Genomic DNA, 16,521 nt, shown 5'->3' on the forward strand with positions numbered 1-16,521 from the left:
GGGTGTGTGAGTCCGCGGAGATATCCCTCTGATCTGTGGCGATGCGTGGTCGAAGCGCCGAGCCGGCGGCCCGTTGGTGGTCGACATCGCCGATCACATAGAAGTGCTCGACGCGGCGGTCTCGGTGCTGCGCGCTGCGATCCCCGACGGTGGACCGCTGCTGTGGCGAACCCCGCCCAGCGCCATCCCAGCGGCACCAAACAACACCCACCTGGTTCGTGGCCAAGATTCCTTGACAGTTGCCGCGGGTCGGAGCCTCAGGTCGGTGCGGGAATCTCGGTGAAGTTGAGCCAGGGGTGAAGCACTTCGGGCACGGCAATGGAACCGCCGGGGCGCTGGTGATTCTCCATGATGAACACGAGGGTGCGGCCGATGGCACACGCCGTGCCGTTGAGCGTGTGGACCAGGCCAGTGCCGTCGTCGTCTGCCCAGCGAGTGCCGAGGCGCCGGGCTGAGTAGTCGGTGTAGTTCGAGCACGACGTGACCTCGCGGTACGCCCGCTCAGACGGCAGCCACACCTCGAGGTCGTACTTCTTGGCCGCCGCAGCCCCCAGGTCGCCCGCGGCCACGTTGATGACCCGGTACGGCAGATCGAGCGAGCCGACGATCTCCTCCTGGATGGCTCGCAGTGCCTCCAGCTCGTCCCAGCTGGTGTCCGAGTCGCAGAAGGAGAACATCTCGACCTTGTCGAACTGGTGTACCCGGAAGATGCCACGGGTGTCCCGGCCATGGGTGCCGGCCTCGCGGCGAAAGCATGACGAGAACCCGGCATAGCGCAGCGGCAGCTCAGCCCGACCCAAACGCTCGCCCCGGTGCAGGCCAGCCAACGCAACCTCTGATGTCCCGATGAGAAACAGATCATCGCCGGCGATCTCGTACACCTGATGACGGTCTGCGGGGAAGAACCCGGCCTCGACCATCAGGTCCTCGCGCACCAGCACGGGCGGCACTACCGGCACGAATCCATGGCGCTCCAGCACGTCGAACGTCCAGTGAACCAGCGCGAACTCGAGCCGGACCGCAGCGCCCTTCAAGTACGCAAACCGGCTGCCGCTGTTGCGCGCACCGCGCTCAGAGTCGACGAGACCGGCGAGCGCTCCAATCTCGGCGTGGTCGTACGCAGGCGGCTCGCCGCACTCGCCGACCTCGCGCACAGTCTCGAAGTGCTCCTCGGCGCCCGACGGCACGTCGGCCGCCGCAGGGTTCGGAGCCCGCAGCGCCAATTCAGTGCGCCGCTGCGCGGCTGCGCGCTCGTCGGTCTCAAGGCGTTCCACATCTTCCTTGAGGCGCCCCGCCTCGGCGATCTTGGCCGAGCGATCGTCGGGTGCCGCACGGCCGATCTCACGCGACACCGCGTTCTGCGCGGCTCGGGCCTCCTCGGCCTGGTGCGTCAGCGACCGCCACGCTTCATCGGCGGCAAGCACCTCAGCGATGAGACTGGGTTCGGCGCCCTTGCGAATCGCGCCGTCGCGATACGCAGCGTCGTCACGGAGCCGCCGGAGATCGATCACGCCGGGTGAAGCTACCCAGCGACGCCACACGCCACGACATCGCAAGGCGCTCGTCGACTTCGCGGCGACGTCGACGCACTTGATCTGCACTTGATCTCGCCCCAATTGACAGCAACCATTGCCTGATGTCACGAAGCGAAGCTCGCAACGGCAGGATGTTTGAAAGTTCACGTTAGAAGGACCCCGAAATTGACCATGGAACCCTCCTACGACGTCGTCTGGCCCCGATCTCGGTTGGGAATCGAACACCGGGAACTCGCGCCACGACTCGACACCCTTGTCGGCAAGCGGATCGCCTTCTTGTGGGACTACCTGTTCCGAGGCGACGAGCTGTTCCCGATCCTCGAACGCGAGCTCGCCGCCCGCTACACCGACGCCGAGTTCATCGGCTACGACACGTTCGGCAACACTCACGGTCCCGATGAAGCCGACGTGATCGACCGCCTGCCCGATTCGCTGCGCTCACGAGCCGTGGACGCTGTCGTGTCGGGCATGGGCTGCTGAGGCAGCTGCACGCCCGCCGTGGCGCGGGCAGCAGTGACAGCCGAGTCGGCCGGGGTGCCGTCAGTTTCGCTGGTATGCGAGAGCTTCGAGGGTCAAGCCGTCGCGACCGCACGAGGGCACGGTTTCGAAGGACTGCCGCTGGCCGTCACCGTGGGGCACGTCGATGCCCAGTCCGCCGACGAGATGGCGGCCAACTTCGTCGCCTACACCGTTGACGCTGTCGTCGAAGGGCTCACGGGCCAAGCGGCGGTCAGCAACAGCACGAACGACACCGCCTCCCACAGCGACCCGGCGCCCGACGACCCAGAACCCGACGACCCAGAACCCGACGAAATAGTGGCGAGCGGTTCCATCGACGACGTCAACGAGATCTTCGCCAACCGGGGCTGGTCCGACGGGCTGCCGATCGTGCCACCGACACCAGACCGCGTGGAGGCCTTCCTGGCTGGCACCGGCCTGGATCCACAGCAGTCGCTGGGCCTCGCTCGCACGACCGGCCGCGCCATGACCGTGTGGTCAGTGGCGACCAACGCCGTCATGGCGGGCTGCGAGCCGCGGCACCTGGGGGTGCTGCTGGCCGCTGCTCGCATCCTGGCCGACCCGCACTATGGCGCAGAGCACTCCGGCAACACCACCGGCGCCGATGCGCTGATGATCCTCGATGGGCCGCGGGCAGCAGAGCTCGGCTTCAACTCCGGCGTCGGGGCGTTGCGCGACGGCGTGCGCGCCAACACGAGCGTCGGTCGCTGGCTGCGGCTGTACCAGCGCAACGTGTTCGGCTTCACCGCCGCCGAACACGACAAGTCCACCTTCGGAAACACGTTCCGGGTCGTGCTGTGCGAGGACACCGCCACGCTGGCTGACATCGGCTGGGAACCCGTCAGTGCCGAGTTCGGCTTCGGCGCGCACGACGACGTGGCGACCATGGCCCGATTCAACAGCGGCGTGATCGTCGGCAGCGTGTTCGGCTCGACACCGCAGGAGATCGTGCCGTACCTGGGCGACGGTCTGGCCCGAGTCACCGGCTGGGATCTGGGCCACCTGTATGGCTTGGGCCATTTGCACTACCGGCCGTTGCTCGTGCTCTCGCCGATCCTGGCACGCACATGCGCAAGGGCTGGGTGGACGAAGGCACGCTTGGCTGAGGCACTGTTCGAGCACGCGCGCATTCCGGCATGGCGCTTCGAGAAGCTCATCGGCGAATGGACGAATTTGTCGGCAGGTCGTCCCCGGCTCACCGATGTCGTCGCTGTCGGCGACCTGCCACCACAGTTCGCAACCTCAAACGATCCGGACCGCCTGGTGCCGATCGTGTCGGAGCCGTCAAAGTTCGTGATCGCGGTGGCGGGCGACGCGAACCGCACCAACGCCTACGTGTTCAGCCACGACGGGCCGCACGGCGACTACACCGCCAAGGCCATCAAGCACCTCAACAGCGGCACAGAGTGATCGCCGATCCGGGCCCAGGCAGACTGAACGACGCTGAGTTTCCTAGATGATTAGTTCCAAGGGGTGGGGTCCACCTGTGGTGGGGTTCGCCCCGAAGCTGACCGACGCGGAGCTGGTCACCTTGGCGGTGATCTCGGCGCTGCTGGGCTATGACAACGAGTCGCAGTTCGTGCGCTACGCCCAGGCGCATCTTCGGCCGTGGTTCGCGTACCTGCCCAACCGCGACGGGTACAACAAGCGGCTGCGGCGCAGCGCCGAGATGATCGCTCGTGTCATGGGGTGTCTCGCACGCGAGTGCGAGTCGTGGCACGACGACGTGTGGCTGGTGGACTCCACCCCGGTCGAGTGCGGCCGAAGCCGCGAGACCCAAAAGCGCTCCGGCCTCGCGGGACGGGCCCAATACGGCTGGTGCGCGTCGCATTCCCGCTGGTTCTGGGGCTTGCGGCTGCACCTTGTCGCCACACCCTCAGGTCTGCCGGTCGCGTTCGCTCTCGCCGACGCGAAAGCCGACGAACGCGAAGTCTGCGCCGACATGATCGACGCGGCCCGCATCGCCGGGCCGGGCCAGACCCTCATCGCCGCCATCTGGCACAACGACACCTACCGACACAGCCGACCAGCACGCTCACTCACCGCATACGACCACTAAAACCTTGGAACTAATCATCTAGTCCTCGTCAGACGGAGGAGGACTCACGCGCGACTCATCGAGAGGTGGCGGAGCGTAAATGTCTGTCGGAACCTGCTCGGGCGGGTATTCCTCGTCTGGCATGTAGCCGCCACGGCGCTCAAAGAGTCCCACTCCCCTGCTATCGCGAGCCATGGCCATCTCCTTGGTTGAGCGGTGTGAACTCAAGTGTCTCAATATCGTCCCACTTGACGAGCAAGCCAGTGCGCTGTCGTTGACTTCCGGCCCACTGTGGCTCGCCATCGTCGGTCCTTGGGATAGCACCTTCATCAGTGAATTGGACTGCACGCGAAATATAGATGTCTCGTTTTGGGCCTTGCGCTGAGACGTACGAACCTCGATCGTAGAGGCCACCGATCCAGCGGCCCGACTTGAGCCTGCACCGAACCATCCCGATCTTCTCTCGCTGGAACAAGTGTGCCCATGCGTTCGGCGCGTTCCTGTTGCCGTCGGCAGGACGACCGAGCCGCGCTGCGAGCGCACCCAAGCAGGCAGATGCCAACAAGTATCCGGATGGTGCGAAGGCGAGAAGCCACCATGGCAACGGCTTCAAGGCGCGAAAATCATCCCAGTAGGTCTGCATCAACCAATAGAGGCGCAGTGCGAGCAAGCCCAGGATGACAGCCGAAATCGCCGTGAGGCGAAACAGCCCAGTCCCTCGCTCTTCGCGAGTACACCTCGTGCCGACGTTCGTAGGCCCAAACCGCCGCAACGCCGGGAATGAGCAATGCGGCTAGGGCTAACGCTGCGTACGCGATGTTCGTCATCGCAATCTGCTTAGCGACATCGCTCAGGCCCAGTCAAGGCAATTACGGGGCCGCGAGGATCAGCAGTTCAGGTTGGGGCTGAGGTCGCAGCCGGCGGGGTCGGTCCAGAAGACCATTGACCTGCCCATGACCGCAAACACGGCGACCGCATCGCTGCCCCATCGAGAACCTCCGTCCGCTTGCGAAGCGAGCCGGCGGGCACTGTTGAAACCGACACTTCACGTTCGGCAGCTGCGCTCGCAACATGGACGGCTAGTTGGAACGTCTCGCCGGCCCCCTAATCGCGGAGCTGCTCGGGAGCCCGGTGGTATCGCTGATTCGTCCGCTAGTGGTGTGTCGCGGTTTTGTTTAGGGCGGTTCGGGCTCGTTTGACTTTGGCGATGATCTGGTCGGCTGTCTTGGTCCATTTGAGGGGCTTGGGGTCGTGGTTCCAGTGCGCGGCCCAGTGTTCGATGACGTCTTTGAGGTGTTCGACTGATGTGAACGCTTGTGTCTTGAGGGCTTTGCGGGTCAGGATCGAGAACCAGCGGTCGACGAGGTTCGCCCAGCTGGAGCTGGTGGGTGTGAAGTGCAGGTGCCAGCGCTTGCGGGTCTGGGTGAGGACCTCGCCGGCCGCACCCGACGCCACGGCTCGCACCCCGAGCGCGCCACCCCCTCCAACGACAAACGATCCGCATCCGACACGACAAATCCAGCAGTCATGCCCCCACCATACGCGCCCCAACCATTTCAACGACGAACCACTAGCGACGAAGGGGCGACGCTCGGCGCGAGGCTCAGCAGTTCGGGTTCGGGCTGAGGTCGCAGCCCACGGGATCAGTCCAGAACACCATGGACGTGCCCAGTGCCGCGTACACGGCCAACGCAAGCACCAGCCCTCCCACGAAGATCCACGTGAAGAGCTTGTTGTCGAAGCGCAGGTGCATGAAATATGCGACAACGATCCAGAATTTCACCACCATGAGGATGAGCAGTCCCGGAACCTCGGCCGGACCGAAGTCAAAGAAGTACGTCATGACCTCTGCGGCAGTCAGCACCGCCAGCAGCACTGCGACCTTGATGTAGCCGACGTCGCTCAGGCCGTGATCCTGATGCTCATCGTCATGGCCGTCGTGTTCGTCGACGGCGTGGACTTCGGCGGGAGTGGCTTCAGTGGCGGTGCTCATCGCAATTCCCTCACGAATCCAGGCCCTACGGAATCAGGTACACGACCGCGAAGATCGCGATCCAGACGATGTCGACGAAGTGCCAGTACAGGCCGATGATCTCGACGGTCTCGGCTCGATCCGGGCCGAGAATGCCGCGGCTGACCAGCACCCACAGCGTGACGAGCATGACGATGCCCAACGACACGTGGACGCCGTGGAACCCGGTCAGCGTGTAGAAGGCCGACGACGAGATGCTGACGGTGTAACCGAGACCCTCACGGTAGAAGCTCGTGAATTCGTACACCTGCCCGGCAATGAACACCGAGCCGAGTGCGGCGGTGGTCAGCAGCCACAGCTTGCAGCGCTCCATCTCGCGGCGGGTGATGGACGACACGGCCAGCACCATCGTGAGCGAGCTCATGAGCAGCACGAACGAGCTGACCGAGGTGAAGGGGATATCGAAGAGATCTGCCGCCGCCAGGGGCTCCTCGCCCAAGAGCGGCTTGCGGTTGCGCAACAGCAAGTACGTCGAAATCAACGCGCCGAAGAGCAGGCAATCCGAGCCCAGGAAGGCCCACATCGTCATCTTCTCGTTCGACAGCCCCGTGGTGGGCGGCACCATCTCGTAGTCGTCCCAGGAGGTGCGCGGGTACGCGATCTGCGGCTCGTCCGCAGCGACCGGTTCGACGGCGGCTTCAGCGGTCTCAGTCACCGGCGGCCTCCCCGTTCGGCGTGCTGGCCGCCAGCACGCCGTTCCCGTCAGCGTGACCATTCGGGCCGCCGTCATGATTGTCATCGTGGCCATCGTGGCCGTGATCGTCATGGCCGTGACCGTGCCCCGCATCGGGATCGGTCGGCGGCTCAAGGCTCCAGCCGAATATCGCGCCCACCAGCAACAGCAGGCCAAAGCCCGCGATCCACAAGTTGTAGATGATCCCGAACCCGATCAGCGGCAGGCCCATGGCGAGCGTGATGGGCCAGTACGACGGCGACGGCAGGTGCGGGTGCTGGTCGCCCCGCTGGGCGATGTCGTTGCCATAGGCAACCCGGCGCAGCTTGCCATTCTCGTCGTGCTGATACTTCTTGTGCCAGAAATCGTCCACATCGGTCACCACCGGCACGTAATCGAAGTTGTGCTCCGGGGCCGGTGAGGGAATCGCCCACTCAAGCGTGCGGCCATCCCATGGGTCGGCCTCGGCGGGCGGTTCGAGTCCCCGTCGGTAGCGGCCCCACGTGCGGAGGATGTTGACCGCCAAGATCACCATGGCGGTGAGCATGACGACGTAGCCGATCGTGCTGATCTTGTTCCAGAATTCGAAACCGTCGAACTCCCCGTAGGTGCTGTGGCGCCGAGCCATTCCCTGCAAGCCCACGATGTGCATCGGCCCGAAGGTGACGTTGAAGCCCAAGAGCATCAACCAGAAGTGCCAACGGCCGAGCCGGTCGTTCAAGTGGTACCCGAAGGCCTTGGGCCACCAGTAGTACACGCCGGCGAACATGCCCATGAGAGCACCGCCGACGAGCACGTAGTGGAAGTGCGCCACGATGAAGTACGTGTCGGTCTGCTGGGTATCGGCGGGCGCGACGGCGTGCATGACGCCCGACAGGCCGCCGATGGTGAACATCAAGACCAGCGACACCGAGAACATCATCGGCACCGTGAAGCGGACCTTGCCGCCCCACATCGTCGCGATCCAGTTCAGGATCTTCACACCCGTCGGCACGGCGATGAACATGGTCGTCGCCGAGAACGCCGCCACCGAAACCGGTCCCATGCCCGAGGTGAACATGTGGTGCGCCCACACGCCCCAGCCCATGAAACCGATGGCGGCGCCCGACAGCACCACCACCGAATAACCGAACAGCGGCTTGCGGCTGAATACGGGCAGCGTCTCGGACACGACGCCGAACGCCGGCAGGATCAGGATGTACACCTCGGGATGGCCGAATATCCAGAACAGGTGCTGCCACAGCAGCGGATCGGCGCCCGCAGTCACGTCGAAGAAGTTCGAATCGAAGGTGCGGTCGAAAATCAGCAGCACCAGCGCCACGGTGATGACCGGCAGTGCGAACACCAGCAGGAACTGCACCACCAAGATCATCCAGGTGAACACCGGCATGCGCAGCAGCGTCATGCCCGGGCAGCGCATGTTGAGGATGGTCACGAGCAGGTTGAGCGCGCCCAGCAACGAGGCAATGCCGGCAATCTGCAACCCAATTGCGTAGAAGTCCATGCCGTTGCCAGGGCTGAACGCCAACCCGGTGTTGGGTGCGTAGGCGAACCAGCCGCCATCAGCACCGCCGCCGAGGAACCAGCTGAGGTTCAAGAAGATGCCGCCGAAGAGGAAGATCCACAGGCCGAGGGCATTCATCCGGGGAAAGGCCACGTCTCGGGCGCCGATCTGCAGCGGCACCAGATAGTTTGCGAACGCGTTCGCGAGCGGCATGATCACCAGGAAAACCATGGTGACGCCGTGCATGGTGAAGAGCTGGTTGTAGGCGTCGGCGCTCAGCACCCCGGCGTCGGGCGACCACAGTTGCAGGCGCACCAACCCAATCTCGATACCCCCCACCAGGAACCAGAACATGGCGGCAGCGCCGTACATGATCCCGATTTTCTTGTGGTCCACCGTGAACAGCCACGAGCGCCAGCCCGTCGCATGAGTAGGTCGTGCGAAGACGCCAGGGCGTGGCGAGTCGTCGGTGACGTCGACGTCGCCGGCCACCTCCAGTTCGGTGCCCGGCAGTTCGGATTCGGTTGGGCGATCAGTGGTGATTGCCATCGAGTCGTTCTCCTAGGCCAGCCTGCCCGCACACCTGCGCGGGCTCATTCGGGCAGCACCGGCGCGCTGCCGAGAGTCGTGAGGTATGCCAGCAAGTTGTCGAGATCTTCAGCAGTCAGCACTTCGGAGAAGTCGAGCATGCCCTGACGATTGTCAGCGCGGGCGGGCTTCATGGCGGGTGCATTGCGGACCCATTCCCGAAGCTCAGCCACGTTGAGGCTGCCGTCGGACTGGTACGTGTCGAACAGCGCTCCTGCGAACGCTGTGCGGCTCATGAGGTTGGTCAGGTTCGGGGCGATGCCGGAGGCAAGATTTGCGTTGCCTCCGGCTGCGCTCTCGTACACGCCGTCGATCACATGGCAGCTGATGCAGTGGGTGCCGAACAGGTCGTAACCGGCGGCTTCAGGTGTGCCTTCTGCGGGCACCGACGCAGCCTCGATCTGGGCTTCCTGCTCGGCGACCCAGCGGTCGAAATCATCGGGCTCGAGCACGATGGTGCGCATCTGCATGTTGGCGTGGCTGAGACCGCAGAACTCCACGCACTCGCCGTAGAAGATCCCCGGCTCGTCAGCGCTGATGCGCCAGTCATGCACACGGCCGGGCACGACGTCCTTCTTGCCGTTGAGCTGCGGTATCCAGAACGAGTGGATGACATCGTTGGAGCGGAGCTCGAGGTTGACCTCTTCGCCGACGGGGATGACGAGATCGTTCGCAGTGACGACGTCGTCGAACTGACCGTCGCCGTCAGTGTCGTAGCTGAATTGCCACCACCACTGCTGGCCCTCGACGACGATCGTTCGTCCGTCGCCCTTCTCGGCGAGGGCGAACACCGTCGGCAGCGTCACGACGGTCAGGAAGATGAGCAAAGCCGTCGGGATGAGCGTCCAGGTGAGCTCTGCCTTGCGGTTGCCATGGATCTGCGGAGGCAGTTCGTCAGGATCGTCGCCGGGCTTGGCACGGAACTTGACGATGATCGTGACGACTGCTGCGGCCACGAAGATGCCGACGACGACGGCCATCCATCCCGACAGACGCATCAGCCCGTCGATGTCGCGGGCGTTCGGACCGGCTGGCTTCGTGGCGTCGAGCCGCCCGGTCGCGCAGCCGGTCACCGCAAGCGCCACCAGACCCAGCACAACGAAGCGCCAGCGTCGGGAGAAACCGGTGCATATTGGCATCACTCGTGCCCCTCGCCCGAATCGCTCATCTGGGAGGGGTCTGACTCGGCGTCGTGATCTGCGGTGTCCTCGCTCACTTCGGTCTGCCCGTGCGGATGGAAGTCGCGCTCACCGATCACCGCCGAGGCGATACCCGCGACGATCAGTGCGACGCCGCCAAGCACGAGCGTGGTTGCCACGATCGACCGGCGCAGCCGCGGTTTTGCATAGATCACGAAAGCGAATGACAGGATCACCGCCGAGATCGCGATAGCGACCCAGCTCGCGCCGGCCCTGCTCGATGCCAACAGCACTCGCGAAGCCAGCACCACCGGCACCGCAATCGCCAGCGCCCCGTACAGCGAGATCTCGAAGGGCCGCAGGAGCCTCGCACGCTCGACTGCGTTCGCCGCTGCATCGGCGGACAGGTGCTCGGCCCATGTGCTCATCGTCCATTCCACTGCGGAAATGACGAGCAGCGCGATGCCGGCGATCGACAGGATCGCATCGGTCGTCAGGCCCACCATGAGCAGGCCCATGCCGACGGCGGCCATGATCGGCCAGTACGCCGGAACGGGCCGGAAGGTGTGAGAGTGCGCGCGGTCGGGCGAGTCGCCGTCGCCGACGGTCAGTGCCAGCGCCGCCAGCAAAGCGAAGGCACCTCCGGCAGTGCCGAGCACGATGGTGGCGTACATGACGACATGGCCGGTGCCGTCCATGCCCGTGAGCACGCCGATCACGGTCGCCGCAGCGACGGCCAGCGCGATGCGACCCGCGAAGTACCTGCTGGCGATGCCGACCATCGAACCCCTACTTCACCACGTACACGGCGTACCAGGTGGCGGTCCACGCAAGCACGGCAAAGTCCCAGAAGAAGACCGCTGCGCCCAGCGGCGTGGAGGACTCCCGACCGACGCTGCCTCCCAGCGAGCGCAACGTCATGAGCCCCAAATAGAACATCCCGACGACGAGCAACGCGAGTGCGAGGCCCGTGGTCGCAAATGCCAGGTTTGCCCACTCGCCGGAGCCGATCTCGATCTCCATGCGATTCAGGCTGAACATCACCATATTGAAGAAGGCAAAACCCATCACAAGCGTGATGGCCATGCCTACCCACGTGTGGCCGCGCTCACCGCGGCGACTGGCCCACACTGCCCAGTGCGCAGTCACGACCGAGACCAGCAAGGTCAGCAAGGCGTAGTCGAACTGCGGGCTCGGCACCGCGTGTCCCGCGAGCCACTCATGACCTGGGTCGATACCCGACGCATGGCGGCGCGCCATGTAGTGCCCCAGCGCGCCGGCGACCGCCATCGCGCCAGCCGCGATTGCAAAGCCCGTCGCCACGAGCTGGCTGCGAGGCCGCGGCGGCGGACCGGGGACGACGTACCGACCGCCAGACGGAACAACAGTCGCACTCTGCGACATCAGGCGGGCACCTCCTCCCGCGCTGCGTCGTCGGTTTCGAGACCGATTGGCGAGCCATTGCCGTTCGTCGCAGCATCGAGCAGCGGTGTTCCCGAGCTGAGCTCGGTCAGCGTCTGCGATGGTCCAAGCGGAGGCGGTGATTCGAGCAGCCACTCGGGCGTCAAACCGTTCCAAGGATCTGCGGGGGCATCGGCGCCCTTGCCCAGCACGACCGACACCAGCAGATTCAGCGCCAAGAGCGCGACGCCGGCCAGTACGACAATGACGCCGATGGCACCCAGGATCGAGAGACCCTCGGCACCGGAGGTATCGACGAGGCCGGCGTAGCGGGTGGTGAGCAGCGGGTCGTGGTACACGAACTGCGGCTGCTCGGTGAACGCGCCCGACAGCAGCGGTCCGAGCCAGGCCAAGAATGCGCCGCCGCCAATGAGGACGAAGCTGCCCAGTCCGGCGAGCTCGGAGAGCTTCTTGCCCCAGATCTTGGGCGCCCACCAATGCAGCGCGGCAAGCGCCCCGAGCAGGCCCGCGCCATAGATCAGCAAGCTCTGCTGGCCAGTGACCCAGGTGGTCATGCTCAGTGGAGCATTCCCGTCGATGCCCCGACCTGCGACCTGGAGCCAATCCACCGCAGCGCCGATGAGACCGAACAGCGCGGCAACCGCGATGATCTGGCCGGCGCCAACCGCTGCCAGTACTGCGGTGCTGGGTCGCGGCCAATTGCGGCCCTGCCATACCGTGAAGCCCAGCAGCGCCAGCAGGCCCATGGTTCCAGCGAGGGCCCCGGCGTACAGGCCGACCAGCACGATGCCTTCGAGCCCGTCAACAATGTCGGCTCCCTCGGTGGTGATGCCGAAGTTCGCCCAGGCGCCGAAGCCGAACAATCCCACGAGTCCGATAGTGAAGTACAGCGCCAGCGGCTCGAACACCCAGCGGCGTGCCGCCGCCAGCATGATCTCGGCCGCCACGCCCAGCACCGGCACCACATAGATGAACAGTTGCGGCGTGCGATACATCCAGTCGATGCGCGACCAGATGCCGTAGTTGCCGTCCGCGAAGAATCGTCCGTAGCGATGGTCGATATAGAGGATGACAATCTGGCCGAGCACGACGCCGAGGCTGACCACCAGCATCGATGCCGTGACGAGGGCCGACCACGCGAAGGCAGGCGTGCGGTCCATGTACATGCCCGGCGCCCGCATGGTGAGCGTGGTGGTTGCGACGCAAATCGCGCCGACCAGCAGCGACAGCACCAAGCCGGCCACCGCAAGCAGATGCAGGTCGACGCCATCGTCCCATCCGCCGGCCGGCCCGCCGTTTCCGAGATAGGCACCGATCAGCACGCCGAACGAGACCAACCAGCCCCAGAACCCCGCAGCCGCAGCGCGGGGGAACGCCACATTCGGAGCTCCCACCTGCAGCGGGACGACATAGATGGCGATCCCGAGGAACAGTGGAATGAGCATTCCGAGCACGAGCGCATCGCGAGTGAACGTGAAGACCTGCACGAAGACGTCAGCATTGAGCACGGTATGGCCGTTCGCGGAGGCCAAATCGAAGCGCACCGCCAGATCGGCCACCGCTCCCGCCATCGCGAAAACCAAGGAGCACGCGATGAACATCCTGCCGATGCGCTTGTGGTCCGTCGTGTTGAGCCAGCCAAACGCAGACGGATCTTCGGCATGCCCGGACACGGACGGTCCTTCCGAATGCACGGCTTCGGTGGTGTCGTCGGTCATGCGGCGAAGTGGTTCCCGGACTCGGCTGGCAGCGCCGCTAGGGGGCGACACCAACGGGGCACTTTAGCGACCCGCGGCCCGGCGGAGGAAATTGCTCGCGGCAAATCCGCGACGGCCGAAATTGCTGGCAGCGCCGACGCGTGGTCCATCGCCCGGCTCACCAGCCGAACCGCACGATGACATCGGCCGCCATCGCCGCGAAGACAAGTCCCAAATAAGCGATCGACGAGTGAAACACCGCCATCGCCGCGCGAGCCGACCGAGCACGCCACAGCGACAGAACTTGCCCTCCAAAAACGGCTCCGGCGGCCCCGGCAGTGATCCAGTACACCGGACCTGTTGCCGCTACAGCTCCGAACCACAGCGACAGCCCGATGACTGCCGTCGTGTGCAGGGTCATCTGGGTGAGCACCGAGCGGGGGCTCGCGACTGTTGGCAACATCGGCACGTCCGCCGCGCCGTAGTCATCGGCGTAGCGGATTGCCAATGCCCAGAAGTGCGGCGGTGTCCAGAAAAACACGATCGCGAACGCGATCCACGCTGCGGGCGAAAGCGTTCCCGACACTGCGGCCCACCCCACGAGGACCGGGGCCGCGCCCGCGGCGCCTCCAATGACGATGTTCTGCGTCGAGGTGCGCTTGAGCCACAGCGAGTACACGAACACGTAAAACAGGCAGGCGGCCAGCGCCAGAACTGCGGCGAGCAGGTTCGCACCCCACCACAGCACTGCGAACGCAACCGCTTCGAGCACCACGCCGTAGACGAGCGCCTCGGCTGGGCCCATCGTTCCCACCACCAACGGGCGGTGCGCGGTGCGCGCCATCGTGGCATCGATGTCGCGGTCGATGACCATGTTGAAGGTGTTCGCGCCGGCTGCTGCGAACGTGCCGCCGAGCACCGTAAGCACAACCAGCGCCAAGCTCGGCACGCCGCGCTCCGCCACGAACATCGGCGGCACGGTGGTGACGAGGAGCAGCTCGATGATCCGCGGCTTCGTGAGTGCCACGTAGGCGCGCAGCTTGGTGCCGCTCGCGCGGCCTGCGGCGGCCGTCGCTGACTGCGACGCCGCCACATCGCCTGACAGGCCCGCTCGCGGTCGCGACACGGCGTGATCGCCTCTGGGCGGCGCACCTAGCGCGGCGCCTTTCATCGGGGCGTCGGCGTGCGCAACTCCCGAAGCAGAACGCGGATGCGGATGCGGATGCGGGTGCGGGTGCGCCGCAGAGTCGGGGCCGGGCGGGATCACGGGAGGCAACGGGCTCAACGCGGGCGGGCTGGCATCGGTGTGAGGCTATGGCGCACCTCTAGCGTTTCGGCGTGGCCTTGCCCGCTGTGACCCCGCTGCGATTCGCGCTCGCCGCACGCTGGGCGTTGTGGGCGCTCGTGGCCATCGTCATCACCGGTGCGTCGGTTCGGCTGACCGGCAGCGGACTGGGATGCAGCGACTGGCCGAACTGCGAGCCAGGCGAGTTCGTTCCGGCTGCCGATTTTCACGGTTGGGTGGAGTTCGGCAACCGCATCGTGACCGGCTTGGTGTCAGTGGCGGTGGCGCTCGCTGTCGGGGCGTCGCTGTGGCGGCAGCCGCGGCGGACAGACCTGGTGTGGTGGTCGATTGCCCTCGTGGCCGGCGTCGCATTTCAGATCGGGCTCGGCGCCGTGACCGTGCTGACGCATCTGTCGCCTCCGATCGTCATGTCGCACTTTCTGGCATCGCAGGTACTGATTGCAGCTGCGGTAGTGCTGTGCTACCGCGCGAACGCGGAAGAACGCCCCCTCGGCCGCGGCGTCGCGGTCTCGTCGCGCGGACTGCAGGCACACGCTTGGGTCATCGCGATGCTGCTGTGCGCCGCGCTGTGGACCGGGACTGTCGTGACCGGCACCGGCCCACATGGCGGCGATGAGCACGTGCAGCGGTTGGACTACGCGATGGCGTCGGTCGCGCGAGTGCACGGCATCACGGTCGCGGTGATGGCCGGTCTCACGCTGCTGCTCGCGGCACGCGCGCGTCGCCTCGCACGATCTGAGCGCAACCGCGCCGACGCGACCGAGGTCGCGCGTCGCGTTCGCAACGTGATCGCCGTGATGGCAGCGCAGGCAGCGATCGGCTACGTGCAGTACTTCAACGAACTGCCAGTGCTGCTGGTCGCCATCCACGTCGCAGGCGCGACGCTGCTCACCATCGCGGTGACGCGTCTCGTGCTCGCGGCCGCCACCCGACCCCGCGCGATGGAGTTCGAGACCTCCGAGACAACTGATCCGCCAACTGATCCGCCAACTGATCCGCCAACTGATGCGCCAACTGATGCGCCAACTGATGCGGTTGTCATTGTGGCGCCCGGATTCGCAGAATGAGCCCGTGAGTCCGTCCGCGCCGGCCGTCGCCGATCCCGAGGTGATCCGCGACCCGACGACGGTCGACGAGCACGAGACCGACGTGCCGTGGGTTGTGCTGGTGTGGAACGACCCGATCAACTTGATGAGCTACGTCGTGTACGTGTTCCAGAAACTGTTCGGCTACAGCGAGGAGAAGGCGACTGCGCTGATGCTGGACGTGCACCACAAAGGCCGTGCGGCCGTGGCGTGGGGCACGCGCGAGAAGGCCGAGCTGGACGTCTTCCGGCTACACGAGTACGGACTGTGGGCAACCATGCAGAAGGACAACTGACACATGGCCACACGAGCGAGACTGGCACCGCAGCTGTGACCGGGACACGATTCGGGGTCCGCGGCTCGATGGTGAGCGTGCACCTCGCGCACTGGGAGCGACGCTTGCTCGCGGACATGGTGAGCGAACTGCGATCGAACCTCCTCGACCACACGCCCGCGCGCGACGGCGGCGACGGCTTGGACCCGTCGCTCCGGCGTCTGTTCCCGCCGGCGTACCTGAGCGATCCGGACCGCGACGCCGAGTACCAACGGCTGATGCGCGACGAACTCCTGGCAGAGCGATTGGAACACCTCGAGTTTCTGGACCGCACCCTGGCGGAAGACCATCTCGACGACGAGCAAGTCACGGCGTGGGTGCAGGGGCTCAACGAGCTGCGCCTGGTCATCGGCACCCAACTCGATATCTCCGAGGAAGACGATCCCGCAGGTATCGACCCTCAGGATCCCGCTCAACGACCGATGCTGCGATACCACTACCTCGGCGGCCTGCTGGCCGAGCTGATCGAAGCGGCACCGCGCTAGAAGCCCGCTGCGCCGCGGCCCGGCGAAACACAGCCTGTGCGCTCGTGGCCGCCTTGGCACCGCGGCGTAGTCTGAGATGCCTCGCCCCCATCGTCTAGCGGCCTAGGACACCGGCCTTTCACGCCGGCAGCACGGGTTCGAATCCCGTTGGGGGTGCGCCGATT

The 16,521-nt window shown here is 65.5% G+C and carries 14 protein-coding genes, 1 tRNA gene and 2 pseudogenes; 6 read left to right on the forward strand and 11 right to left on the reverse strand.

Annotation, left to right across the window (positions count from 1 at the left end; genetic code table 11):
• Positions 1 to 257 precede the first annotated feature (257 nt).
• Positions 258 to 1,511, reverse strand: a complete 1,254-nt coding sequence (gene serS / locus ACQY5K_RS12615) for a serine--tRNA ligase (protein ID WP_428115772.1) — start codon at positions 1,509 to 1,511, stop codon at positions 258 to 260.
• Positions 1,512 to 1,706: 195 nt separating this feature from the next.
• Between serS and ACQY5K_RS12620 the strand changes: the two genes are divergently transcribed.
• Together ACQY5K_RS12620 and ACQY5K_RS12625 are read left to right on the forward strand one after the other, a co-directional pair.
• Positions 1,707 to 3,464, forward strand: a complete 1,758-nt coding sequence (locus tag ACQY5K_RS12620) for a UGSC family (seleno)protein (protein WP_428122674.1) — start codon at positions 1,707 to 1,709, stop codon at positions 3,462 to 3,464.
• 73 nt (positions 3,465 to 3,537) lie between these two features.
• A pseudogene (locus tag ACQY5K_RS12625) lies at positions 3,538 to 4,041 on the forward strand (transposase); the annotation flags it as partial.
• A 232-nt stretch (positions 4,042 to 4,273) separates the two neighbouring features.
• Here the strand turns inward: ACQY5K_RS12625 and ACQY5K_RS12630 are convergent.
• From ACQY5K_RS12630 to ACQY5K_RS12675, 10 genes and pseudogenes are all read right to left on the reverse strand, one after another.
• Positions 4,274 to 4,864 (reverse strand): DUF6338 family protein, encoded by a 591-nt coding sequence (locus tag ACQY5K_RS12630; protein WP_428115774.1) that lies wholly within the window; start codon positions 4,862 to 4,864, stop codon positions 4,274 to 4,276.
• Positions 4,865 to 5,244: 380 nt separating this feature from the next.
• A pseudogene (locus tag ACQY5K_RS12635) lies at positions 5,245 to 5,508 on the reverse strand (IS630 family transposase); the annotation flags it as partial.
• Positions 5,509 to 5,695: 187 nt separating this feature from the next.
• On the reverse strand, positions 5,696 to 6,085 hold the full coding sequence (locus ACQY5K_RS12640) for a cytochrome C oxidase subunit IV family protein (protein WP_428115776.1): 390 nt from the start codon (positions 6,083 to 6,085) through the stop codon (positions 5,696 to 5,698).
• 25 nt (positions 6,086 to 6,110) lie between these two features.
• Positions 6,111 to 6,779 carry a cytochrome c oxidase subunit 3 gene (locus ACQY5K_RS12645; protein ID WP_428115777.1) on the reverse strand — a complete coding sequence of 223 codons (669 nt, stop codon included), beginning with the start codon at positions 6,777 to 6,779 and terminating at the stop codon, positions 6,111 to 6,113.
• Positions 6,772 to 8,850, reverse strand: a complete 2,079-nt coding sequence (gene ctaD, locus ACQY5K_RS12650) for a cytochrome c oxidase subunit I (RefSeq protein WP_428115779.1) — start codon at positions 8,848 to 8,850, stop codon at positions 6,772 to 6,774. Before ctaD ends, ACQY5K_RS12645 begins: the two co-directional genes overlap by 8 nt.
• 44 nt (positions 8,851 to 8,894) lie before the next feature.
• Positions 8,895 to 10,028: a cytochrome c oxidase subunit II gene (coxB, locus tag ACQY5K_RS12655; protein ID WP_428115780.1), complete on the reverse strand. Its 1,134-nt coding sequence runs from the start codon at positions 10,026 to 10,028 to the stop codon at positions 8,895 to 8,897.
• Positions 10,028 to 10,810, reverse strand: coding sequence for a hypothetical protein (locus ACQY5K_RS12660; RefSeq protein ID WP_428115782.1), 783 nt, complete (start codon positions 10,808 to 10,810; stop codon positions 10,028 to 10,030). Before ACQY5K_RS12660 ends, coxB begins: the two co-directional genes overlap by 1 nt.
• Positions 10,811 to 10,817: 7 nt before the next feature.
• Complete coding sequence (locus ACQY5K_RS12665; RefSeq protein ID WP_428115784.1) at positions 10,818 to 11,351, reverse strand: cytochrome c oxidase subunit 3; 534 nt, start codon at positions 11,349 to 11,351, stop codon at positions 10,818 to 10,820.
• An 80-nt stretch (positions 11,352 to 11,431) separates the two neighbouring features.
• Positions 11,432 to 13,168, reverse strand: coding sequence for a cbb3-type cytochrome c oxidase subunit I (locus tag ACQY5K_RS12670; RefSeq protein ID WP_428115786.1), 1,737 nt, complete (start codon positions 13,166 to 13,168; stop codon positions 11,432 to 11,434).
• A 157-nt stretch (positions 13,169 to 13,325) separates the two neighbouring features.
• Entirely contained in the window at positions 13,326 to 14,273 is a 948-nt protein-coding gene (locus ACQY5K_RS12675) for a heme o synthase (RefSeq protein WP_428115788.1), read from the reverse strand.
• A 212-nt stretch (positions 14,274 to 14,485) separates the two neighbouring features.
• Here ACQY5K_RS12675 and ACQY5K_RS12680 point away from each other — a divergent pair, with 212 nt between their 5' ends.
• From ACQY5K_RS12680 to ACQY5K_RS12695, 4 genes are all read left to right on the forward strand, one after another.
• Complete coding sequence (locus ACQY5K_RS12680) at positions 14,486 to 15,520, forward strand: COX15/CtaA family protein (RefSeq protein ID WP_428115791.1); 1,035 nt, start codon at positions 14,486 to 14,488, stop codon at positions 15,518 to 15,520.
• Positions 15,521 to 15,524: 4 nt separating this feature from the next.
• On the forward strand, positions 15,525 to 15,833 hold the full coding sequence (gene clpS / locus ACQY5K_RS12685) for an ATP-dependent Clp protease adapter ClpS (RefSeq protein ID WP_419921516.1): 309 nt from the start codon (positions 15,525 to 15,527) through the stop codon (positions 15,831 to 15,833).
• Between the two features lie 35 nt (positions 15,834 to 15,868).
• Entirely contained in the window at positions 15,869 to 16,357 is a 489-nt protein-coding gene (locus ACQY5K_RS12690; RefSeq protein ID WP_428115794.1) for a DUF2017 family protein, read from the forward strand.
• An 83-nt stretch (positions 16,358 to 16,440) separates the two neighbouring features.
• Positions 16,441 to 16,513, forward strand: a tRNA-Glu gene (locus tag ACQY5K_RS12695).
• Positions 16,514 to 16,521 lie beyond the last annotated feature (8 nt).

The organism is Candidatus Poriferisodalis sp., assembly GCF_965262965.1.
Taxonomy (GTDB): Bacteria; Actinomycetota; Acidimicrobiia; order Acidimicrobiales; family Poriferisodalaceae; genus Poriferisodalis.

Coding starts and splice junctions, on each gene's coding strand:
- ACQY5K_RS12660 (WP_428115782.1), bottom strand. CDS start 10,810: ATGGTCGGCATCGCCAGCAGGTACTTCGCGGGTCGCATCGCGCTGGCC.
- ctaD (WP_428115779.1), bottom strand. CDS start 8,850: ATGGCAATCACCACTGATCGCCCAACCGAATCCGAACTGCCGGGCACC.
- ACQY5K_RS12640 (WP_428115776.1), bottom strand. CDS start 6,085: ATGAGCACCGCCACTGAAGCCACTCCCGCCGAAGTCCACGCCGTCGAC.
- ACQY5K_RS12670 (WP_428115786.1), bottom strand. CDS start 13,168: ATGACCGACGACACCACCGAAGCCGTGCATTCGGAAGGACCGTCCGTG.
- coxB (WP_428115780.1), bottom strand. CDS start 10,028: ATGCCAATATGCACCGGTTTCTCCCGACGCTGGCGCTTCGTTGTGCTG.